Source organism: Aeromonas sp. QDB56, from assembly GCF_027705505.1.
Classification (GTDB): domain Bacteria; phylum Pseudomonadota; class Gammaproteobacteria; order Enterobacterales; family Aeromonadaceae; genus Aeromonas; species Aeromonas caviae.
In genome coordinates, this window is the sequence record NZ_JAPDBZ010000022.1 from 1 (window position 1) to 16,416 (window position 16,416).

12 protein-coding genes and 1 pseudogene are annotated in these 16,416 nt (G+C 66.1%); 1 reads left to right on the top strand and 12 read right to left on the bottom strand.

All coding sequences use genetic code 11. The annotated features are described in order from the left end of the window. Positions 1–220: 220 nt before the first annotated feature. The 12 genes from rraA to OKB81_RS05650 all read right to left on the bottom strand — a co-directional run bounded on the left by rraA (position 221) and on the right by OKB81_RS05650 (position 14,814). Entirely contained in the window at positions 221–706 is a 486-nt protein-coding gene (gene rraA, locus OKB81_RS05595; protein WP_010676045.1) for a ribonuclease E activity regulator RraA, read from the bottom strand. Between the two features lie 154 nt (positions 707–860). Further along, positions 861–2,285: a magnesium transporter gene (gene mgtE / locus OKB81_RS05600; protein WP_010676044.1), complete on the bottom strand. Its 1,425-nt coding sequence runs from the start codon at positions 2,283–2,285 to the stop codon at positions 861–863. Positions 2,286–2,417: 132 nt separating this feature from the next. Further along, complete coding sequence (gene cysG, locus OKB81_RS05605; RefSeq protein ID WP_160837361.1) at positions 2,418–3,824, bottom strand: siroheme synthase CysG; 1,407 nt, start codon at positions 3,822–3,824, stop codon at positions 2,418–2,420. Positions 3,825–3,836: 12 nt separating this feature from the next. After that, on the bottom strand, positions 3,837–4,649 hold the full coding sequence (gene nirC / locus OKB81_RS05610; RefSeq protein WP_160837359.1) for a nitrite transporter NirC: 813 nt from the start codon (positions 4,647–4,649) through the stop codon (positions 3,837–3,839). A gap of 136 nt (positions 4,650–4,785) precedes the next feature. Then, positions 4,786–5,103 (bottom strand): nitrite reductase small subunit NirD, encoded by a 318-nt coding sequence (gene nirD / locus OKB81_RS05615; RefSeq protein ID WP_160837365.1) that lies wholly within the window; start codon positions 5,101–5,103, stop codon positions 4,786–4,788. Further along, positions 5,103–7,649 carry a nitrite reductase large subunit NirB gene (gene nirB / locus OKB81_RS05620; RefSeq protein ID WP_160837357.1) on the bottom strand — a complete coding sequence of 849 codons (2,547 nt, stop codon included), beginning with the start codon at positions 7,647–7,649 and terminating at the stop codon, positions 5,103–5,105. Before nirB ends, nirD begins: the two co-directional genes overlap by 1 nt. A 303-nt stretch (positions 7,650–7,952) precedes the next feature. Beyond that, a complete protein-coding gene (locus OKB81_RS05625) occupies positions 7,953–9,041 on the bottom strand; it encodes an ABC transporter permease (RefSeq protein ID WP_005355575.1) in 1,089 nt (362 codons plus the stop codon). A 3-nt stretch (positions 9,042–9,044) separates the two neighbouring features. Next, positions 9,045–10,154, bottom strand: a complete 1,110-nt coding sequence (locus tag OKB81_RS05630) for an ABC transporter permease (protein WP_160837355.1) — start codon at positions 10,152–10,154, stop codon at positions 9,045–9,047. After that, entirely contained in the window at positions 10,151–11,920 is a 1,770-nt protein-coding gene (locus OKB81_RS05635; RefSeq protein WP_160837353.1) for an ATP-binding cassette domain-containing protein, read from the bottom strand. Before OKB81_RS05635 ends, OKB81_RS05630 begins: the two co-directional genes overlap by 4 nt. Further along, complete coding sequence (gene hlyD / locus OKB81_RS05640) at positions 11,917–12,885, bottom strand: secretion protein HlyD (RefSeq protein WP_160837351.1); 969 nt, start codon at positions 12,883–12,885, stop codon at positions 11,917–11,919. The genes OKB81_RS05635 and hlyD overlap by 4 nt, the downstream gene beginning before the upstream one ends. 94 nt (positions 12,886–12,979) lie before the next feature. After that, complete coding sequence (locus OKB81_RS05645) at positions 12,980–13,621, bottom strand: TetR/AcrR family transcriptional regulator (RefSeq protein ID WP_041211954.1); 642 nt, start codon at positions 13,619–13,621, stop codon at positions 12,980–12,982. Between the two features lie 272 nt (positions 13,622–13,893). Beyond that, positions 13,894–14,814 carry a LysR family transcriptional regulator gene (locus OKB81_RS05650; RefSeq protein ID WP_160837349.1) on the bottom strand — a complete coding sequence of 307 codons (921 nt, stop codon included), beginning with the start codon at positions 14,812–14,814 and terminating at the stop codon, positions 13,894–13,896. 168 nt (positions 14,815–14,982) lie between these two features. Between OKB81_RS05650 and OKB81_RS05655 the strand changes: the two are divergent. Next, a pseudogene (locus OKB81_RS05655) lies at positions 14,983–16,378 on the top strand (MFS transporter). The last annotated feature ends 38 nt before the right edge of the window (positions 16,379–16,416 follow it).

A 16,416-nucleotide genomic window follows, 5' to 3' on the forward strand; every position in this document is an offset into this window, starting at 1 on the left:
GCCAAGCAAGCCTGCACCAGTTCAGGTGACAGCAGGTCAGACAGGGACTCAAACTTTCCGGGAGGACAGGCGTGAATGAAGTCGAGAGCTTGGTCGATACGCATAAAAAAATCCGAAACCCAACAAGGAGTTTCGGATTCTTACACAGCCTGAGGATCGGTCAATGGATCCTTAACTGATCGGCATTAGAGCCAGGGCTCCCATTTTCACTCTGCTCCGCTTACTCGATGTCGAGGGCATCGGGGGAGAGGATCACCCCTGTGGTATCGGCATAGAGGTGGTCATCCGGCAGGAAGGTGACGCCGCCGAAGTTGACCGGCAGATCGGTTTCCCCGATATCCTTGCTGTCGGCGCCCACCGGAATGGCCGCCAGGGCCTGAATGCCGATGTCGAGATCTTCCAGGATATCGACCTCACGGACGCAACCGTAGCAGACGATCCCTTCCCATTCATTTTCCGCCGCCGTGGTGGCGATCTCGCTGTCGATCAGGGCACGACGCATGGAGCCGCCACCGTCGATCAACAGCACGCGACCAACGCCGTTCTCCTTGACCAGTTCACGGATTAGGCCGTTCGATTCGAAGCACTTGACCGTTGTGATGACGCCGCCGAAAGAGGCGCGGCCGCCGAAGGAGCAGAGCATGGGTTCGAGTACATCCACCATGTCCTGATAGATGTCGCACAGTTCTGAAGTGTTGTATTCCATTGTGTCAGATCCACCGCTGGAAACAGGTGGATCCAGTATAAGGAGTGGGGTTGGCATTTCAACGACTATTCCTTGCCCAGTGGCGGGAAATGCCGTTTTTGCGCGAAAGCGGCCCCGCGTCTTGGCAGGAGCCGCAGACGGTCAGCCTCGGGCCCTAGAGCAGGAACAGGGTCGCCAGCCCCAGGAAGATGAAGAAGCCGCCGGTGTCGGTGATGGCGGTGATCATCACGCTGGCCCCTACCGCCGGGTCGCGCCCCAGCCGGCTCATGGTCATGGGGATGATGACCCCCATCAGGGCCGCCACCAGCAGGTTGAGGATCATGGCGAGCGTCATCACGCCTCCCAGCGCCGCATCCTGATAGAGCAGGAAGGTGGCGATGCCCATGATGCCGCCCCACACCAGGCCGTTGATCAGGGCCACCCCCAGCTCGCGCCACAGCAGGAAGGAGACGTTGCCGGTCTGGATATGCTGCAGCGCCAGCGCCCGCACTATCATGGTGATGGTCTGGTTGCCGGTGTTGCCGCCGATCCCCGCGACGATGGGCATCAGGGCCGCCAGCGCCACCAGCTGGGAGATGGTGTGCTCGAACAGGCCGATCACCCGCGATGCCACGAAGGCGGTGCAGAGGTTGATGGCGAGCCAGGCCCAGCGGGTCTTGACCGCCTTGGAGACGGGGGCGAACACGTCTTCTTCCTCGCTGATCCCCCCCATCCGGCGCAGGTCGGTGTCGCTCTCCTCATAGACCAGGTCCACCACCTCGGCGACGGTGAGCCGTCCCATCAGCTTGCCCCTGGCATCCACCACGGCGGCGGAGACCAGGTCGTCCCGCTCGAAGGTGCGGGCGGCGGCCTCGTCGTTGTCTTCCGGATCGAAGGTGACCGGATCCTTCTCCATCGCGTCGCTCACCAGGGTTTCGGGCTTGTGCAGCAGCACGGCGGTGAGGGGCAGCTCCCCCTGCAGCCGGTTGCGCCGATCGGTGACGAACAGCTTGTCGGTGTTCTCGGGGATCTGGCCGCGTAGGCGCAGATAGCGCTGGACGGTGGCCAGGGTCACGTCGGGCCGCACCGTGATGAGCTCGAAGTCCATCATGGCGCCGACCGTGTGCTTGCCGTAGCGGATCACCTCCCGCACCTTGTCCCTGTCCACCGGCGCCATGGAGGTGAGCAGCCGCCCCATCAGGTTGCGGGGCAGGTGCTGGCCCAGGTAGATCTGGTCGTCGATGTCGAGGGTGCTCAGGGCGTGCAGCAGCTCCTTGTCGCTCATGCCGCTGATGAGGCTGTCCCACACCGTCTCCGACGCTTCCACCAGGATCTGGCCGTGCTTGTCTGCATCCACCTGCTGCCACAGCACGTGGCGCTCGTCCGGCGGCAGGGACTCCAGCGCATCGGCGATATCGGCGGCGGGCAGGCTGTTGACCAGCCGGGTCAGCTCGCTGGTCTGGTCCCGAAGCGCTGCGTCCTGCTCCCCTTGCGGGTCGAGCAGGCTCTCGGTGAGGGCGTCATCGGCCAGCAGGAGCGTGAGGATGCGGGCTCTGTCGTGTTCACGCTGTTTGGCGCTGTTCTTGGGGGGGAGGGACATGAAGCAGAATTCCTGAATTCGGTGATCCGGCGGACAGTCCCCATAGGATACCAGACTCAAAACAAGAGGTTATGACAGTAAATGCAGAAAAAGAAACGCCACCCGAGGGTGGCGTTGGAATGGATGCAGCGATCAGGCCGAGGCCAGGGCCGCGTCTGCGGCGCCTCCTTGCCCGAACCAGGCAAGCTGGTCCGCCAGGGTCACCACAGATCCCACCATGATGAGGGCCGGGCTCTCGACGCCCACCGCCAGCGCGGGCAACTGATCGAGGGTACCGCGAATGACCCGCTGGCTTGGCTGGGTGCCTCGCTCGATCAGCGCCACCGGGGTGCTGCCCGCCTTGCCGTGGGTCAGCAACTGTTCGCGGATGGTGGCGCAGGAGGAGAGCCCCATATAGAAGACCAGCGTTTGCCGATCTTTGGCCAGCAGCGGCCAGTCGAGATCCTGAGCGCCCCCCTTGCCGTGGGCGGTGACGAAACGCACGCTCTGGGCGTGATCGCGGTGGGTCAGCGGAATACCGGCGTAGGCCGCACAGCCGCTGGCAGCGGTGATCCCCGGCACCACCTGAAAACCGATGCCGCTGCCGACCAGCGTCTCCAGCTCCTCGCCGCCACGGCCGAAGATAAAGGGGTCACCCCCCTTCAGCCGCACCACCCGCTGCCCTTTTTTAGCCTCCTCCAGCAACAGCTGGTTGATCCCCTCCTGCGGCACGCAGTGGTTGCCCGCCTGCTTGCCGACGAAGATGCGTTTGGCGTCGCGGCGCACCAGCGCCATCACCTCGTCCGAGACCAGCCGGTCATAGACCACCACGTCCGCCTGCTGCATCTGGCGCAGGGCGTGCAGGGTGAGCAGACCCGGATCGCCGGGGCCAGCTCCCACCAGTACCACCTCGCCAGCGGTCTGGCTTTCGTCGGCAAACAGGCTGTCGGCCAGCTGATTGGCAGAGGCACTATCACCGCGGGCCAGCGCCTGCCCGAGCCGATCCGCCCCGAGCAGCCGTTCCCAGAAGCGGCGCCGTTCTCCCATGCTGGCGAAGCGCGCCTTGACCCGCTCCCGCAGGCTGCCGGCGAAGGTCGCCACGGCCCCCAGATGTTGCGGCAGCAGGGCCTCGAGTTTTTCCCGCAGCAAGCGGGCCAGCACCGGGGCCTTGCCGCCGGAGGAGATGGCCACCATCAGCGGCGAGCGATCGATGAGCGACGGCATGATGAAGCTGGAGCGTTTCGGGTCATCCACGACGTTGGCAAAGATCCGCGCCTGATTGGCGCTCTGGTAGACCAGTGCGTTCACCTCGCGCCGATCGGTGGCGGCCACCACCAGCCACTTGCCCGTCAGTTGCTGCGGCGCGAATTCACCGGCCAGCCACTCGATGCTGCCGCTGGCAGCCAGTTCCGCCAGCTCGGGGTCGAGCTCGGGCGCGACCACGGTGAGCTGGGCACCGGCATCCAGCAGCAGGCGCGCCTTGCGCTCTGCTACCTCGCCGCCGCCGACCAGCAGCACGGGTTTGTTGTCGAGTCGGCAAAAGATGGGCAAGTAGTCCATGGGGCCTCCTGATCAGGCGGTTTGGGTCTGGCTGGCAGTGGTGGTGGTCTCGCTCACCGCGACCGGGCGCTCGGCCTTGGGGGTGGCATACCAGTAGCCGAGGCCCATGAAGAGGGCGCCGGAGACGGTGTTGCCCAGGGTCACCCACAGCAGGTTGTGGCCGATGCCGCTCAGGGTATAGGCCTCCGAGTGGGCGCCAAACCAGGAGAGGGCGAACAGGGTCATGTTGGCGATGGAGTGCTCGTAGCCGGAGGCGATAAAGGCGAGCAGGCACCACCAGATCGCGATGAACCTGGCGGCACCCTCGGTGCGCAGCGCCATCCAGATGGCGAGGCAGACCAGCCAGTTGCAGAGGATCCCCTTCATAAACAGGGTCATCGCCGGGGCCTGGGTCTTGGCCAGCGCCACCTTGTGGGCCAGGCTGCCTGCGTCCGGCAGCAGGCTGCCGCCGTAGGAGTAGATGAGCGCCACCACGACGGAGCCAATCAGGTTGCCGGCCCAGGTCTGCGGCAGGATACGCAGCAGGTCGGCCATGGTGATCTTGCCGGTCTTCACCCCGAAGGTGAGGAACATGGTGTGGCCGGTAAACAGCTCGGAGCCAGCGATGATCACCAGGGTCAGGGCGATGCCGAAGGTGGCCCCCATCACCAGCGGCCGGATGGCGGGATCCACCAGATTGCCGAGGGTGAAGATGAGGATGATGCCGAGGCCCACATAGGCCCCCGCCATGGCGGAGCTGAGCCAGAAGCCGAGCTTGTCGCTGCGCTCGAAGCGGTTGATGCGGGCCGCGTTGGCGGCGCACTTGTTGATGGTTTCGGTATACATCTTTGCTTCCTTCAAGAGGGCCGCCCGCGGGCAGCCCTGACTGTTTTTTAACCCCCTCCCTGCCTCCCCCTTGTCAAGGGGGAGGGGCTTTTTGCTCCCTCCCCTGTGAAGGGGAGGGCCGGGGTGGGGTCTGGTGTTAGACGGCGACCCAGACCTGCTGGTCGCGCACTTCAACGGGGTAGCTCTGCACCGACACCGCAGGATTGTCGAAACAGTGGCCGTCGCTCAGGCGAAAGCGCTGCTTCTTGAGCGGACTGGCGACCCAGAGTTCGCCGTCGTGTTCGCAGATCAGGCCCCGCGACAGCACATTGGCGGCGAAGAAGGGATCCCGGTTGTCGATGGCGAACACCTCGGCGGCCGCGCTCGGGCGGAACAGAGCGATCTGACGACCCTCGATCAGAGCGCAGACGCCGGTGCCCGGCAGGATGTCGTTGAGTTGGCAGGCGAATTTCATCATTTGGTTTCCACCTCGATCTGGTAGACGGGGATGCGCTCGGCCGGAGTGGCGGGTCTGTGCTGGTCGCGCTCGGCGACGAACTGGACGTCCGGATCGCGCTTGTCGCTGTTGATGAAGTGGCTGAAACGCTTGAGCGCTTCCTCTTCGTTGAGGGTGCGCGACCATTCGCACTCGTAACTGTCGATGAGGGTCTGGATATCGCGTTCCAGCGTCTCGGCCAGTCCCAGCTTGTCGTCGACGATCACTTCGCGCAGGTAGTCGACGCCCCCTTCCAGATTGCCGAGCCAGACCGAGGTGCGCTGCAGTTTGTCGGCGCTGGTGACGTAGAACATCATGAAGCGGTCGATCAGCTTGATCAGGGTCTCGCGGTCGAGGTCAGACGCCAGCAGGTCGGCGTGGCGCGGCTTCATGCCGCCGTTGCCGCCCACATAGAGGTTCCAGCCAGCATCGGTGGCGATGATGCCGACGTCCTTGCCCTGGGCTTCCGCACATTCGCGGGTACAGCCGGAGACGCCGAACTTCATCTTGTGCGGGGTGCGAATCCCCTTGTAGCGGTTCTCGAGGAAGACCCCGAGGCCAACGCTGTCCTGCACGCCGAAGCGGCACCAGGTGCTGCCGACGCAGGTCTTGGCCATGCGCAGTGCCTTGGCGTAGGCCTGACCTGTTTCGAATCCGGCCGCCAGCAGCTTGCGCCAGATGGCGGGCAGATCATCCTTCTGGGCCCCGAACAGGCCGATGCGCTGGGCGCCGGTGATCTTGGTGTAGAGCTTGTAGTCGCGGGCGACTTCGGCCACCGCCAGCAGCCCTTCCGGAGTCACTTCGCCACCGGCCATGCGCGGGATGACGGAGTAGCTGCCGTCCTTCTGCATGTTGCCGAGGAAGATATCGTTGGTGTCCTGCAGCGGGATGTTGCGCGGGCTCAGCACATGCTCGTTCCAGCAGGAGGCGAGGATGGAGCCGACGGTCGGTTTGCACACCTCGCAGCCATAGCCCTGACCGTGCTTGGCCAGCAGCTCGTCGAAGCTCTTGATCCCCTCCACCTTGACCAGGTGGAACAGCTCCTGACGGGAGTGGGGGAAGTGGGCGCAGAGGTGGTTGTTGACCTCGATGCCCTGCTTCACCAGTTCGGCGTTGAGCACCTGACTGATGAGCGGCACGCAGCCGCCGCAGCCGGTACCGGCCTTGGTGTGCTGCTTGATGGCGGCAAGGGTGGTGTGACCCTCGGCCACCGCCTTGGCGATGTCGCCCTTGGAGACGTCGAAGCAGGAGCAGATCTGGGCGCTTTCCGGCAGGGCATCCACCCCCAGGGTCGGCTTGGCACCGGCGTAGGCAGGCAGGATCAGGGTGTCCGGGTGGCTCGGCAGCGGCAGGGCATTTAGCATCATCTGCAGCAGGTTGCCGTAATCTTCCACGTCACCCACCAGCACGGCGCCGAGCAATCGGCTGTTGTCCTCGCTCACCAAGATCTTCTTGTAGACGCCGGCCTGGTCGTCCTGGAAAACATAGCTGTGGCTGCCCGGGGTGCGGCCATGGGCATCACCGATGGAGCCGACGGAGACGCCGAGCAGCTTGAGCTTGGCGCTCATGTCCGCCCCTTCGAAGCGGCTGTCGCCGCCGAGCAGATGGTCGACGGTGATCTGGGCCATCTTGTAGCCCGGCGCCACCAGCCCGAAGAAGCGGCCCTGCCAGGCGGCGCACTCGCCGATGGCATAGATGTCGGGGTCGGAGGTGAGGCAGTGATCGTCGATGACGATGCCGCCGCGCTCGGCGATGGCGAGATCACCGTAGCGGCCGAGGGTATCTTGCGGGCGAATGCCGGTGGAGAAGACCACCACATCCACTTCAAGCTGGCTGCCGTCAGCGAAGGCGAGGCGGTGCTTCGCCTGCTCGCCGCCATGCATCAGGATCTCGCTGGTGCTCTTGCTGGTGTGTACCTGCACGCCCATGGATTCAATCTTGCGGCGCAGCAGCTGGCCGCCCTGACCGTCGAGCTGCTCGGCCATCAGCACAGGAGCAAACTCCACCACGTGGGTCTCGAGACCCAGCGCCTTGAGGGCACCGGCGGCTTCGAGGCCAAGCAGACCGCCCCCGATCACCACCCCGCTCTTGCCGCTCTTGGCGGCGCTGCGGATGGCTTTCAGATCCTCGATGGTGCGATAGACGAAGCACTCGTGGTGCTGACTGCCCGCAATGGGCGGCACCCAGGGGTAGGAGCCGGTGGCCAGCACCAGCTTGTCGTACCCGACCACAGTGCCCTTGTTGGAGTGCACTTCGCGGTTGGCCCTGTCGATTTTTTTCACCGCTTCGCCGAGCAGCAGGCGGATGCCGTGCTTGTCGTAGAAGCCGGGTTTGACGAGGGAGAGATCTTCGCTGGTGTGATGGGAGAAGTAGGAGGAGAGATGGACACGATCGTAGGCGGGACGGGGTTCTGCACCGAAGACGGTGATCTCGTAGCGGCCCGGATCGGCCCGCTCGATCAGCTCTTCGATGAAGCGGTGCCCCACCATGCCGTTGCCCACAACGACCAGTCTGACTTTGCTCATAGTTGCCTCAAGTTTGGAGTAATAAAACATCATTCTGAGGCTAGGCTACCCAGTCGGCAGGGGCAGACGATTGATGCAAATCAAGTGTCTATTTATATATCCCCTCAGGGGTAATTCCTGATAATTCAAAGCTATACATAAATGGGTATACCAGTTGATGGTTTCTGCGCTGGCTTGGAGTGAGGGGGGGAGGGTAAGCCTGGTTTACCCACGGCCGGGGAGTGAAAACTTCTGGCGGGAAAAGGCCGGTCTCGCACTGGGCGAGACCGGTATCAATGGGCATCAGCTGAACAAGGTGGCGCGTCAGGCAATATGGCGGCGGAACATGGCGAGCGCCAGCGACAGGGTGACGCCGGCGATGGCGAGCAGCGGCCAGAGCAGGGGCCAGGCGGCCGACCAGTCAAACCCCTTGAGGAAGACCCCCTTGAGCAGCACGATGAAGTGGGTGAGGGGGTCGATGGCCGCCAGCCACTGGAACACCTGCGGCATGTTCTCCACCGGCGAGATGTAGCCCGAGAGGATCACCGCCGGGACGGTGAAGGAGAAGACCCCGAGAAAGGCCTGCTGCTGGGTCGAGCAGAACGAGGAGATGAAGAGCCCGATCCCGGCCAGTGCCAGCCCGTAGCAGACCATGCCCGCCATCAGCAGGCTGAGGCTGCCGGCAAAGGGGAGGTGAAAGACAAAACGGGCGGCCAGCGCGACTATGCATCCTTGCCCCACCGCCACCATGATGCCGGGCACCGCCTTGCCCGCCATGATCCAGCCTGCGGTGAGGGGCGAGACCAGCAGCTGATCGAAGGTGCCCTCTTCCCGCTCCCGCGCGACTGAGAGGGCGGTGACGATAAGACAGCCGGTGGTGGTGATGATGGCCACCAGCGCCGGCAGGATATGCCAGTGGAACTCGACGTTGGGGTTGTAGAGGTTGCGTACTGCCAGCTCGGGTTGCCCCTTGCCCTCACTTTGCCAGCGAGCGATCACCTGACTGATGTAGCCCGCCGCTACCTGACCGCCGTTGGAGCGGCGGCCATCGATAATCAGCTGCACCTTGGCCGGTTCGCCCCGCGCCAATCGGCGCGAAAAATCCCCCGGAATAATCAGCCCGAGCAGCGCCTGCTGCCCGGTGATGGCCTCGGTCATGCCCGCCTCGCCCTGCACCGGAATGATGGTGGTGAAGGCGGGCATATGGGTGAGGCGCTCCAGCAGCTCGCGGCTCTGGGCGCCGCCATCCTGGTTGTAGATGGCCAGCGTGTTGCCGGTCACCTCCAGAGTGGCGGCGAACGGGAAGAGGGCGGTCTGCAGCAGCACCGGCATGATGAGCAGAAAGCGCCCCTGAGTATTGCCCATCAGGGCCTGCAGCTCTTTTCGGATCAGCCACCAGAGTCGGATCAGCATGGGTTACTCCAGAGTGCGCCGCGTCTTGCGGGCGGTCAGGGCCAGCCAGAAACCGGCCAGCAGCAGCAGACAGAAACCGTTGACCAACAGGATCGAGAAGACGCTGCCCGCCTGATAGAGGGTCTGCAGGGAGCTCGCGAAGTAGCGGGCCGGAATGAGGTGGGTGATGGCTCGCAGCAGCGGCGGCATGCTGGCGATCTCGAACACGAAGCCCGACAGCATCACGGCGGGCAGAAAGGCGGCGATCAGCGCTGCCTGCGCGGCGTTGAACTGGCTGCGCATCACGGTGGAGAGAAACAGCCCGAGTCCGAGGGCGCTGCCGAGAAAGACGCTGGTGACCAGAAAGAGCAGCAGCAGGGAGCCGCGCCACGGCACGCCCATTACCGCCACCGAGAAGAGCAGGCAGAGCAGCATAGCGATGATGCCAAGGCCATAGTAGGGCAGCAGCTTGGAGAGCAGCAGCTCCCCCTTGGTGACAGGGGTGGCGAGCAGCGCCTCCATGGTGCCGCGCTCCCACTCCCGCGCCACCACCAGCGAGGTGAGCAGGGCCCCTATGATGGTCATCACCACCGCAATGGAGCCCGGCACCAGAAAGTTGCGACTCACCAGTGCCGGGTTGAACCAGGCGCGGCTCTCTATCGACACTGGCATGGCGACCCCCTCGCCAGCGAGCCACCCCTGCCAGATCCCCTGCACATAGTTGGTGACGAAGTTGGCGGTGTTGGGCTCGGAGCCGTCGGTCAGCAGCAGCGCCTGCGGCGTGCCGTTGCCCTGACCGGCCAGCGCGCGGGAGAAGCCGTCATCGATCACCAGCAGGCCGCGGATCTCGCCACGGGCCAGACTGGCGAGCAGGGACGCCTTGCTCGGGCCGCTGTGGATCTCCAGCGCGGTAGAGCCGCGCAGGGCCTGCTCCAGCCGCACCGCCGGGGCGCCGCTGTCGGTGCGCCAGATGCCGAGGCGCAGATGGTCCACATCGAGATTGATGGCGTAACCCATCACCACCAGCAGCACCACTGGCATGATGAAGGCGATGAGGATGCTGCTCGGGTCACGGACGATTTGCAGCGACTCCTTGCGACACAGGGCCAGCAGTCGTCGACGGTTGATGCTCATGCGTCCTCCTCGCTGGCCCGCTCGACCAGGGTGATGAAGGCCTCTTCCATTGTTGGCAAAGAACAGGTCGGCAAGGAGCCGGTTGGCAAAGAGGTCGCCGCCTCTTTGGCGGCCAGCCCCTTGAGATCGTCCGGGGTGCCGAGGGCCAGCAGCTTGCCGCGATAGATGAGGGCAATGCGGTCGCAATACTCCGCCTCATCCATAAAGTGGGTGGTGACCAGCACGGTGACGCCGTGGTCGGCCAGCGCGTTGATGTGCGACCAGAACTCGCGCCGGGTCACCGGATCGACCCCGGAGGTGGGCTCGTCGAGAAACAGCAGCGGCGGCTCGTGCAGCAGGGCGCAGGCCAGCGACAAGCGCTGGCGCAGGCCGAGCGGCAGGGATTCCGCCTTCTGATCGAGCCAGGGGGCGAGGGCAAAGGCAGTCACCATGGCGTCGATCCGCGTCTGCTGGTGGCGGCCGAACAGGCCGTAGATACCGGCGAAGAAGGAGAGGTTCTGGGCCACGGTGAGCTGCTTGTAGAGGGAGAACTTCTGCGCCATGTAGCCGAGGCGCTGGCGTGCCGCCGAGGGGCTGTGGGCCAGATCGATGCCGGTCACCAGCGCCTGTCCCTCGCTCGGGCGCAGCAGGCCGCACTCCATCTTGAAGGTGGTGGACTTGCCCGCCCCGTTGGGGCCGAGCAGGCCGAAGATCTCGCCGCGGCGCACCGCAAAGCTGACATCATCGGTGGCGGCGAAATCGCCGAAGCGTTTGGTGAGGTGGCGCGCCTCGATCACCGCCTCGGGGGAGACCCCCTGCGGCAGTTCGGCTTCCCGCATCCCGGCCGCCAGACTCGACTCCCCGCCGGGGCCGCCGCCGAGCAGGTCGATAAAGGCATCCTCCAGCCGGGGCTGGGCCGGTTGAAAGGCGCCGTTGGCCAATTGCAGCTCCGGGAGCGGCGGGGGCGTCATGCCCGGGTGCAGCAGCAGGCGAACCTGCTCCCCCGCCACCGCGCCATCCATCACCGCCTGGTGAGCCAGTGCCCGGCGCAGCAGGGCGCGCCGCTCGCGGCCATCCAGTTGCCCCGCCTCCAGCAGCCAGCAGCGGCTGGCCATGGCCCCCATCAGATCGGCTGGCGTGCCGCTGGTGCGCACCTCGCCATCCGCCATCAGCAGCACGTGGTCGCACAGCTCCGCCTCATCGAGATAGGCGGTACTCCAGAGCACCGTCATCCCCCCTTTTGCCAGCTCGCGCACCATCTGCCAGAGGGCGCGGCGGGATATGGGATCGACTCCGACCCCGGGTTCGTCGAGCAGCAGCACATCCGGGGTGCCGAGCAGGGCGCAGGCCAGCCCGAGTTTCTGCTTCATCCCGCCAGAGAGCTTGCCCGCCGGCCTTGCGGTGAAGCGGGCGAGATCGGTGAAAGCGAGCAGCCGCGCGAAGGTGGGCGTGCGTTCGGGCTCCAGTACGCCGCGCAAGTCAGCGTAGAGGGTGAGGTTCTCCAGCACGCTGAGATCCTCGTAGAGGCCGAACTGCTGGGGCATGTAGCCGAGGCGCTGACGCAGCAGATCCCCCTCGCTCACCGGGTCCAGCCCCAGCACCCGGATGGTGCCCGCTTCGGGGATCAGCAGACCGGCCAGCAGGCGCAGCAAAGTGCTCTTGCCCGCGCCGTCGGGGCCGACCAGCCCGGTGATGCCGCCAGCCGGAATGGTGGCCGAGATGGCGTTGAGGGCGACCCGATCGCCAAAGCGTTTGGTGAGCCCCTCGAGGGAGATGGCGCAGCTCATGGGGCCAGCCTGACGGTGACCGGCATCCCTTGGCGCAGGGCCGGGTCGGGATCCTGTACCACGATGCGCAGCCGGTAGACGAGGTGGGTGCGAAGATCCGGCGTTTCCACCGATTTCGGAGTGAACTCGGCGGTGGGCGAGACAAATCCCACTACTCCGTGATAGGGCTTGTCCGGCCGCGAGTCGGTGGTGAGGGTCACCCTGGCGCCGCTCGGGAAGTGGCCGAGCCAGGGCTCCTCCACATAGGCGCGCACCCAGACCGGCGCGGTCAGGGAGAGGTTGAAGGCGGTCGCTCCGCTCTGCACCATGCTGCCGTTCTCGATGGCGCGGCTGATGATGATGCCGTCGCTGGGGGCGGTCAGGCTGGCATCCGCCAGCGCCAGCTCGGCACTGGCGAGCGCCGCTTTGGCCCCTTCCAGCTGGGCATCGGACTGGGCAATCTCTTCCGGGCGGTAGCCGGTTTCGAGCTGGGCGAGCTGTTCGCGTGCCGAGCGCACCTGCGCCTGGGTCTGATCCCGCTGGGAGCGGGCGGTATCGAGCTGACCGCGGGAGATGGCGCCGGTGGCGGCCAATGCGCTCTGGCGGCGCCACTGCTGGTCGGCCTCCAGCGCAGCGGCGTCTGCGGCGGCCAGTGCGGCCCGGGCGCGGTCGGTCTCTTCGCTGCGATAGCCTTTGTGGATCAAGGCGTTGGCGGCAGTGAGCGCAGCCAGATTGGCCAAGGCGCTGTCGCGGCTGTGGGTGAGGGGCGCCGGATCCAGGCGGGCCAGCAGTTGACCGGCTTTTACGCTATCTCCCTCATCGACCAGTACCTGATCGACGCGGCCGCCGACCCGAAAGGCCAGATTGACGTTGCGAATGTCGACGTTGCCGTAGAGGATGGAGCCGTCGGCCGGGCGCCCCTGCCACCAGAGGTAGCCACCGATAACGGTTAGCAGCAGGGCCACGATTGCAATGCGTTGTTTCATGCTGCTTCTCCTTGAGGATGGGTCTGCCACCAGAGGTCACCACCGAGAACGGCCAGCAGCAGAGCTGCCATAGGGATGATGGCGATGGGTTGTTTCATGCCGTTTCTCCTTCCTTGATGTCGGTGGAGCGCAGGCCGCGCAGGGCCCATACCAGCCGTTGTCTGGCGGCCTCGGGGTTGTCTATCTGGCTGAGAAAGGGGGCGGCCTGTTCGGGCAGCCAGCCGAGCTGGCGACCACTGCCGGCGATCACCAGCGGCAGGCCGACCGACCCCATGATGAAGATCATCAGCTGGAGCGGGTGACCGGCGACCAGCGACCCTTCCGCCTGTGCCATCCGTACCTGTTCGATCAGCAGCAGGGGATGGCGGCGCGGCAGGCTGAGCAGAAAGCGCTGGGCCGCCCCTTCCCCCGCCAGCGCATCGCCAAACAGGTGGTTGATGAAGCCGCGCTGGCGGGCCACCAGCCCGATCAGCGCCTCCATGGTGGCCTCGAACATGGCGATGGCAGAGGGGTAGGAGCCTTTGGCTGCCACCGCCTTGAGCTCGTCATAGAGGGGGGCGTACCAGAGCTCCACCAGCTCGTCGATAAAGGCGTCGCGGTTGCCGAAGTGGTAGACGAAGGAGCCGAGGTTCACCTCGGCCGCCGCCGCCAGCTCGCGCACCGTGAGGCCGCGCAGCCCCTTCTCGGTGGCGATGGCGAGGCCGGTATCGAGCAGTTTCTGACGGGTGGGGTGCATCTGGCTGGCGCTCCTGGTGTATGCATTTTGTACGCAATTATACGACCATATAAAAAATGCGGAAGCGGGCGGCAGGATCTTTTTGCCCGCAATGTGATCCGCCCCGCTCTGAGGGGCAGTGATCCCCGTCCGGCAGGGGGAAGGATCCACCACTTGTGCCCAAGCCACAGGCATGTCGGTGTGACGGGGTGGTGACAGGCGCTTCAGGCCCCGGGTGCGGGTGCCCGGGCCACAAGAGGCTGGTGATGGAGCCGGGAGCTGCCTGACCCGGATCAGGGGGTGTCGGTGGTCCCGGTGTGATAGGGGGGCCGGGCACAGGTGTCCCGTATCAGGGCGCGCAGCCAGCGGTGGCCCGGATCGGCATCCTGACTGGGGTGCCAGAGCAGGGCGACCCGGATCCCTGGCAGAGCGAAGGGCAGGGGCAGGGTGACCAGATCGCCGAGCAGGCTGGCGCAGTGCAGGTGCGGCACCGTCGCCACCAGATTGCTCTCCCTGACCAGGGCCAGCGCCGTCGCAAACCCGGGTACCAGGGTGGTGATGGTGCGTCTTTTCCCCTGGCCTGCGAGGATCTCGTCGATGGGGCTGTGAGGCTGGCCCCGGCGGGAGACCAGCACGTGGCGCGCGGCGGCATAGCGCACCACGGTCAGGGTGCCGTCGCAGAGGGGGTGGTCCGGGTGCACCACGGCGACGAAGTGGTCCTGGAACAGGGCCTGGGTGCGCAGCTCAGGGGCCGTGGTGGCGCCGATCACCCCGGTCTCGAAGTCCAGCTCGCCACGGCGCAGGGGGCCGCTCTCCTTGTCGGGTTTGGCCAGAAAGTGCAGCCGCACCCCGGGGGCCTCGACGGCGAGGCGCGCCAGCAGGGCGGGGCCCACCGCCTCCACGAAGCCGTCACTGGATCGCAGGCGGAAGGTGCGCTCCAGGCTCGCCGGGTCTACTTCCTGCTGGGGGCGCAGCACGGCCCGGGTCTCCTGAACCAGGCGGGCAACCTCATCCCGCAGGATCTGCGCCCGGGGTGTGGGGATCAGGCCGCGTCCCGCCCGCACCAGCAGCGGATCCCCCGTGGTATCCCGCAGCCTTGCCAGGGCCCGGCTCATGGCGGAAGCACTCAGGCCTAGCCGTCTGGCGGCGCCCGCCACACTGCCCTCTTCCAGCAGGGCATCCAGGGTGATCAGCAGGTTGAAATCCGGGGTCATGGTCGTCTCCTCGCAGGCGGCGCCTGACGGGCCGACCCCTTCATGATACGCGAGTTGCCGTCTCTTCATATGGCGTCTGATGCAACTATAAGCTGCAATCCGTGCGTCTTCCGCCTTGTCATCTCCCCCGCTAGCCTGAGTGCATCATCACTTGCCGGAGAGACTGCCATGTCCACACCACTTCTTGTTCCCCCTCCCGTGACGCGCCGTCTTGGTCTCGCGGGGCTCGGGCTCGCCACCCTGCTGCCCATGCTGGCGGGCAGCATGGCCAACCTGGTGCTGCCTGCCCTGGGGCAGGACTTCGGCGTGCCCTTCGCCAGCCTGCAATGGGTGCTGGTGGCCTACCTGCTTGGGATCACCAGTCTGACGGTGGTGGCGGGCCGGCTCGGGGATCGTCTGGGGCGGCGTCGCCTGCTGCTCTGGGGGACCGGGGTCTTTGCGCTGGCTTCCCTGCTGTGCGCCCTGGCCCCTTCCATCAGCTGGCTCATTGCAGCTCGCACCCTGCAAGGGGCGGGTGCGGCCTGCATGCTGGTGCTCTCGCTGGCCATGGCAGGAGAGCTGGTGCCGCCAGCCCGACGGGGCTGGAGCATGGGATTGCTCGGCACCCTGTCGGCCTGCGGCACGGCGCTCGGCCCCTCCTTCGGCGGCCTGTTGATCGGCGGATTTGGCTGGCAGGCACCCTTCCTGCTGCTGCTCCCCCTGGCGTTGCTGGCGCTGGGGTGTGCCTGGCGGGATCTGCCCCGGGATGAGGCGGGCTCTGCCGAGGGAAGCCTCCCGCTCACCAGTCTGTTGCTGCTGGTGACGGCGCTGCTCTGCTACGGGCTGGCACTGACCCGGGGCAGCCCGCTCGGAGCCTGGCCGGGGATAGGGGCGCTCGTCGCCATGGCGCTCTTCGTGCGTGCCGACTCGGGTGCCCGTCGCCCCCTGCTGCCCCTGGCGTTGCTGGGGGCGTCCAGGCAAAGAGGCGGGATCATCGCCAGTGCGCTGGTGGCCAGCGTCATGGTGGCGACGCTGCTGATCGGTCCTTTCTACCTGCACGGCGCCTTTGCCCTCGACATGGGGACGGTGGGGCTGATGATCTCCATGGGCCCGCTGCTGGCGGCGCTGTCCGGCATGCCCGCCGGCTGGCTGGTGGACAGGGTGGGGGCTCATGGTGGTGGCCGCCGTCTTGCTGGCCTTGCTGGACAGGGCGTTCGGGCCCCTCGGCTACCTGCTGCCCATCCTGCTGCTCACCGCCGGTTATGCCCTGTTCCAGACCGCCAACAACAGCGCCGTGGTGGGGGAGGCGGAGGGGGCGAGCCGTGGCGCAGTGGCCGGGCTGCTGACCCTGTCGCGCAACCTGGGCCAGCTGACGGGGGCGGCGGGGCTGGGGGGCCTGTTCGCCGCCCTGGCGGGGCGGCCCGATCTCGCCCTCGCGACGGCGGACGAGCTGGCGTTTGCCACCCGGGCCACCTTCGCCCTGACGGCCTTGCTGCTGATGAGCGCGCTCTGGCTGGCGGGAAGGGGGGAGCGTGCCGTGCAGGGTGATGTGGCCCGGGACGGCTGCGAGTCGGGAGAACGCTGAAAACGAAGACGCCTCCACAGGGGAGGCGTCTTGCTATG

What these genes read in the sequence shown, in the direction of transcription:
- cysG (WP_160837361.1), bottom strand. Translation starts at nt 3,824, where the DNA reads ATGGACTACTTGCCCATCTTTTGCCGACTCGACAACAAACCCGTGCTG.
- OKB81_RS05625 (WP_005355575.1), bottom strand. Translation starts at nt 9,041, where the DNA reads ATGCTGATCCGACTCTGGTGGCTGATCCGAAAAGAGCTGCAGGCCCTG.
- nirD (WP_160837365.1), bottom strand. Translation starts at nt 5,103, where the DNA reads ATGAAATTCGCCTGCCAACTCAACGACATCCTGCCGGGCACCGGCGTC.
- nirB (WP_160837357.1), bottom strand. Translation starts at nt 7,649, where the DNA reads ATGAGCAAAGTCAGACTGGTCGTTGTGGGCAACGGCATGGTGGGGCAC.
- OKB81_RS05645 (WP_041211954.1), bottom strand. Translation starts at nt 13,621, where the DNA reads ATGCACCCCACCCGTCAGAAACTGCTCGATACCGGCCTCGCCATCGCC.
- OKB81_RS05650 (WP_160837349.1), bottom strand. Translation starts at nt 14,814, where the DNA reads ATGACCCCGGATTTCAACCTGCTGATCACCCTGGATGCCCTGCTGGAA.
- nirC (WP_160837359.1), bottom strand. Translation starts at nt 4,649, where the DNA reads ATGTATACCGAAACCATCAACAAGTGCGCCGCCAACGCGGCCCGCATC.
- rraA (WP_010676045.1), bottom strand. Translation starts at nt 706, where the DNA reads ATGGAATACAACACTTCAGAACTGTGCGACATCTATCAGGACATGGTG.
- mgtE (WP_010676044.1), bottom strand. Translation starts at nt 2,285, where the DNA reads ATGTCCCTCCCCCCCAAGAACAGCGCCAAACAGCGTGAACACGACAGA.
- hlyD (WP_160837351.1), bottom strand. Translation starts at nt 12,885, where the DNA reads ATGAAACAACGCATTGCAATCGTGGCCCTGCTGCTAACCGTTATCGGT.
- OKB81_RS05635 (WP_160837353.1), bottom strand. Translation starts at nt 11,920, where the DNA reads ATGAGCTGCGCCATCTCCCTCGAGGGGCTCACCAAACGCTTTGGCGAT.
- OKB81_RS05630 (WP_160837355.1), bottom strand. Translation starts at nt 10,154, where the DNA reads ATGAGCATCAACCGTCGACGACTGCTGGCCCTGTGTCGCAAGGAGTCG.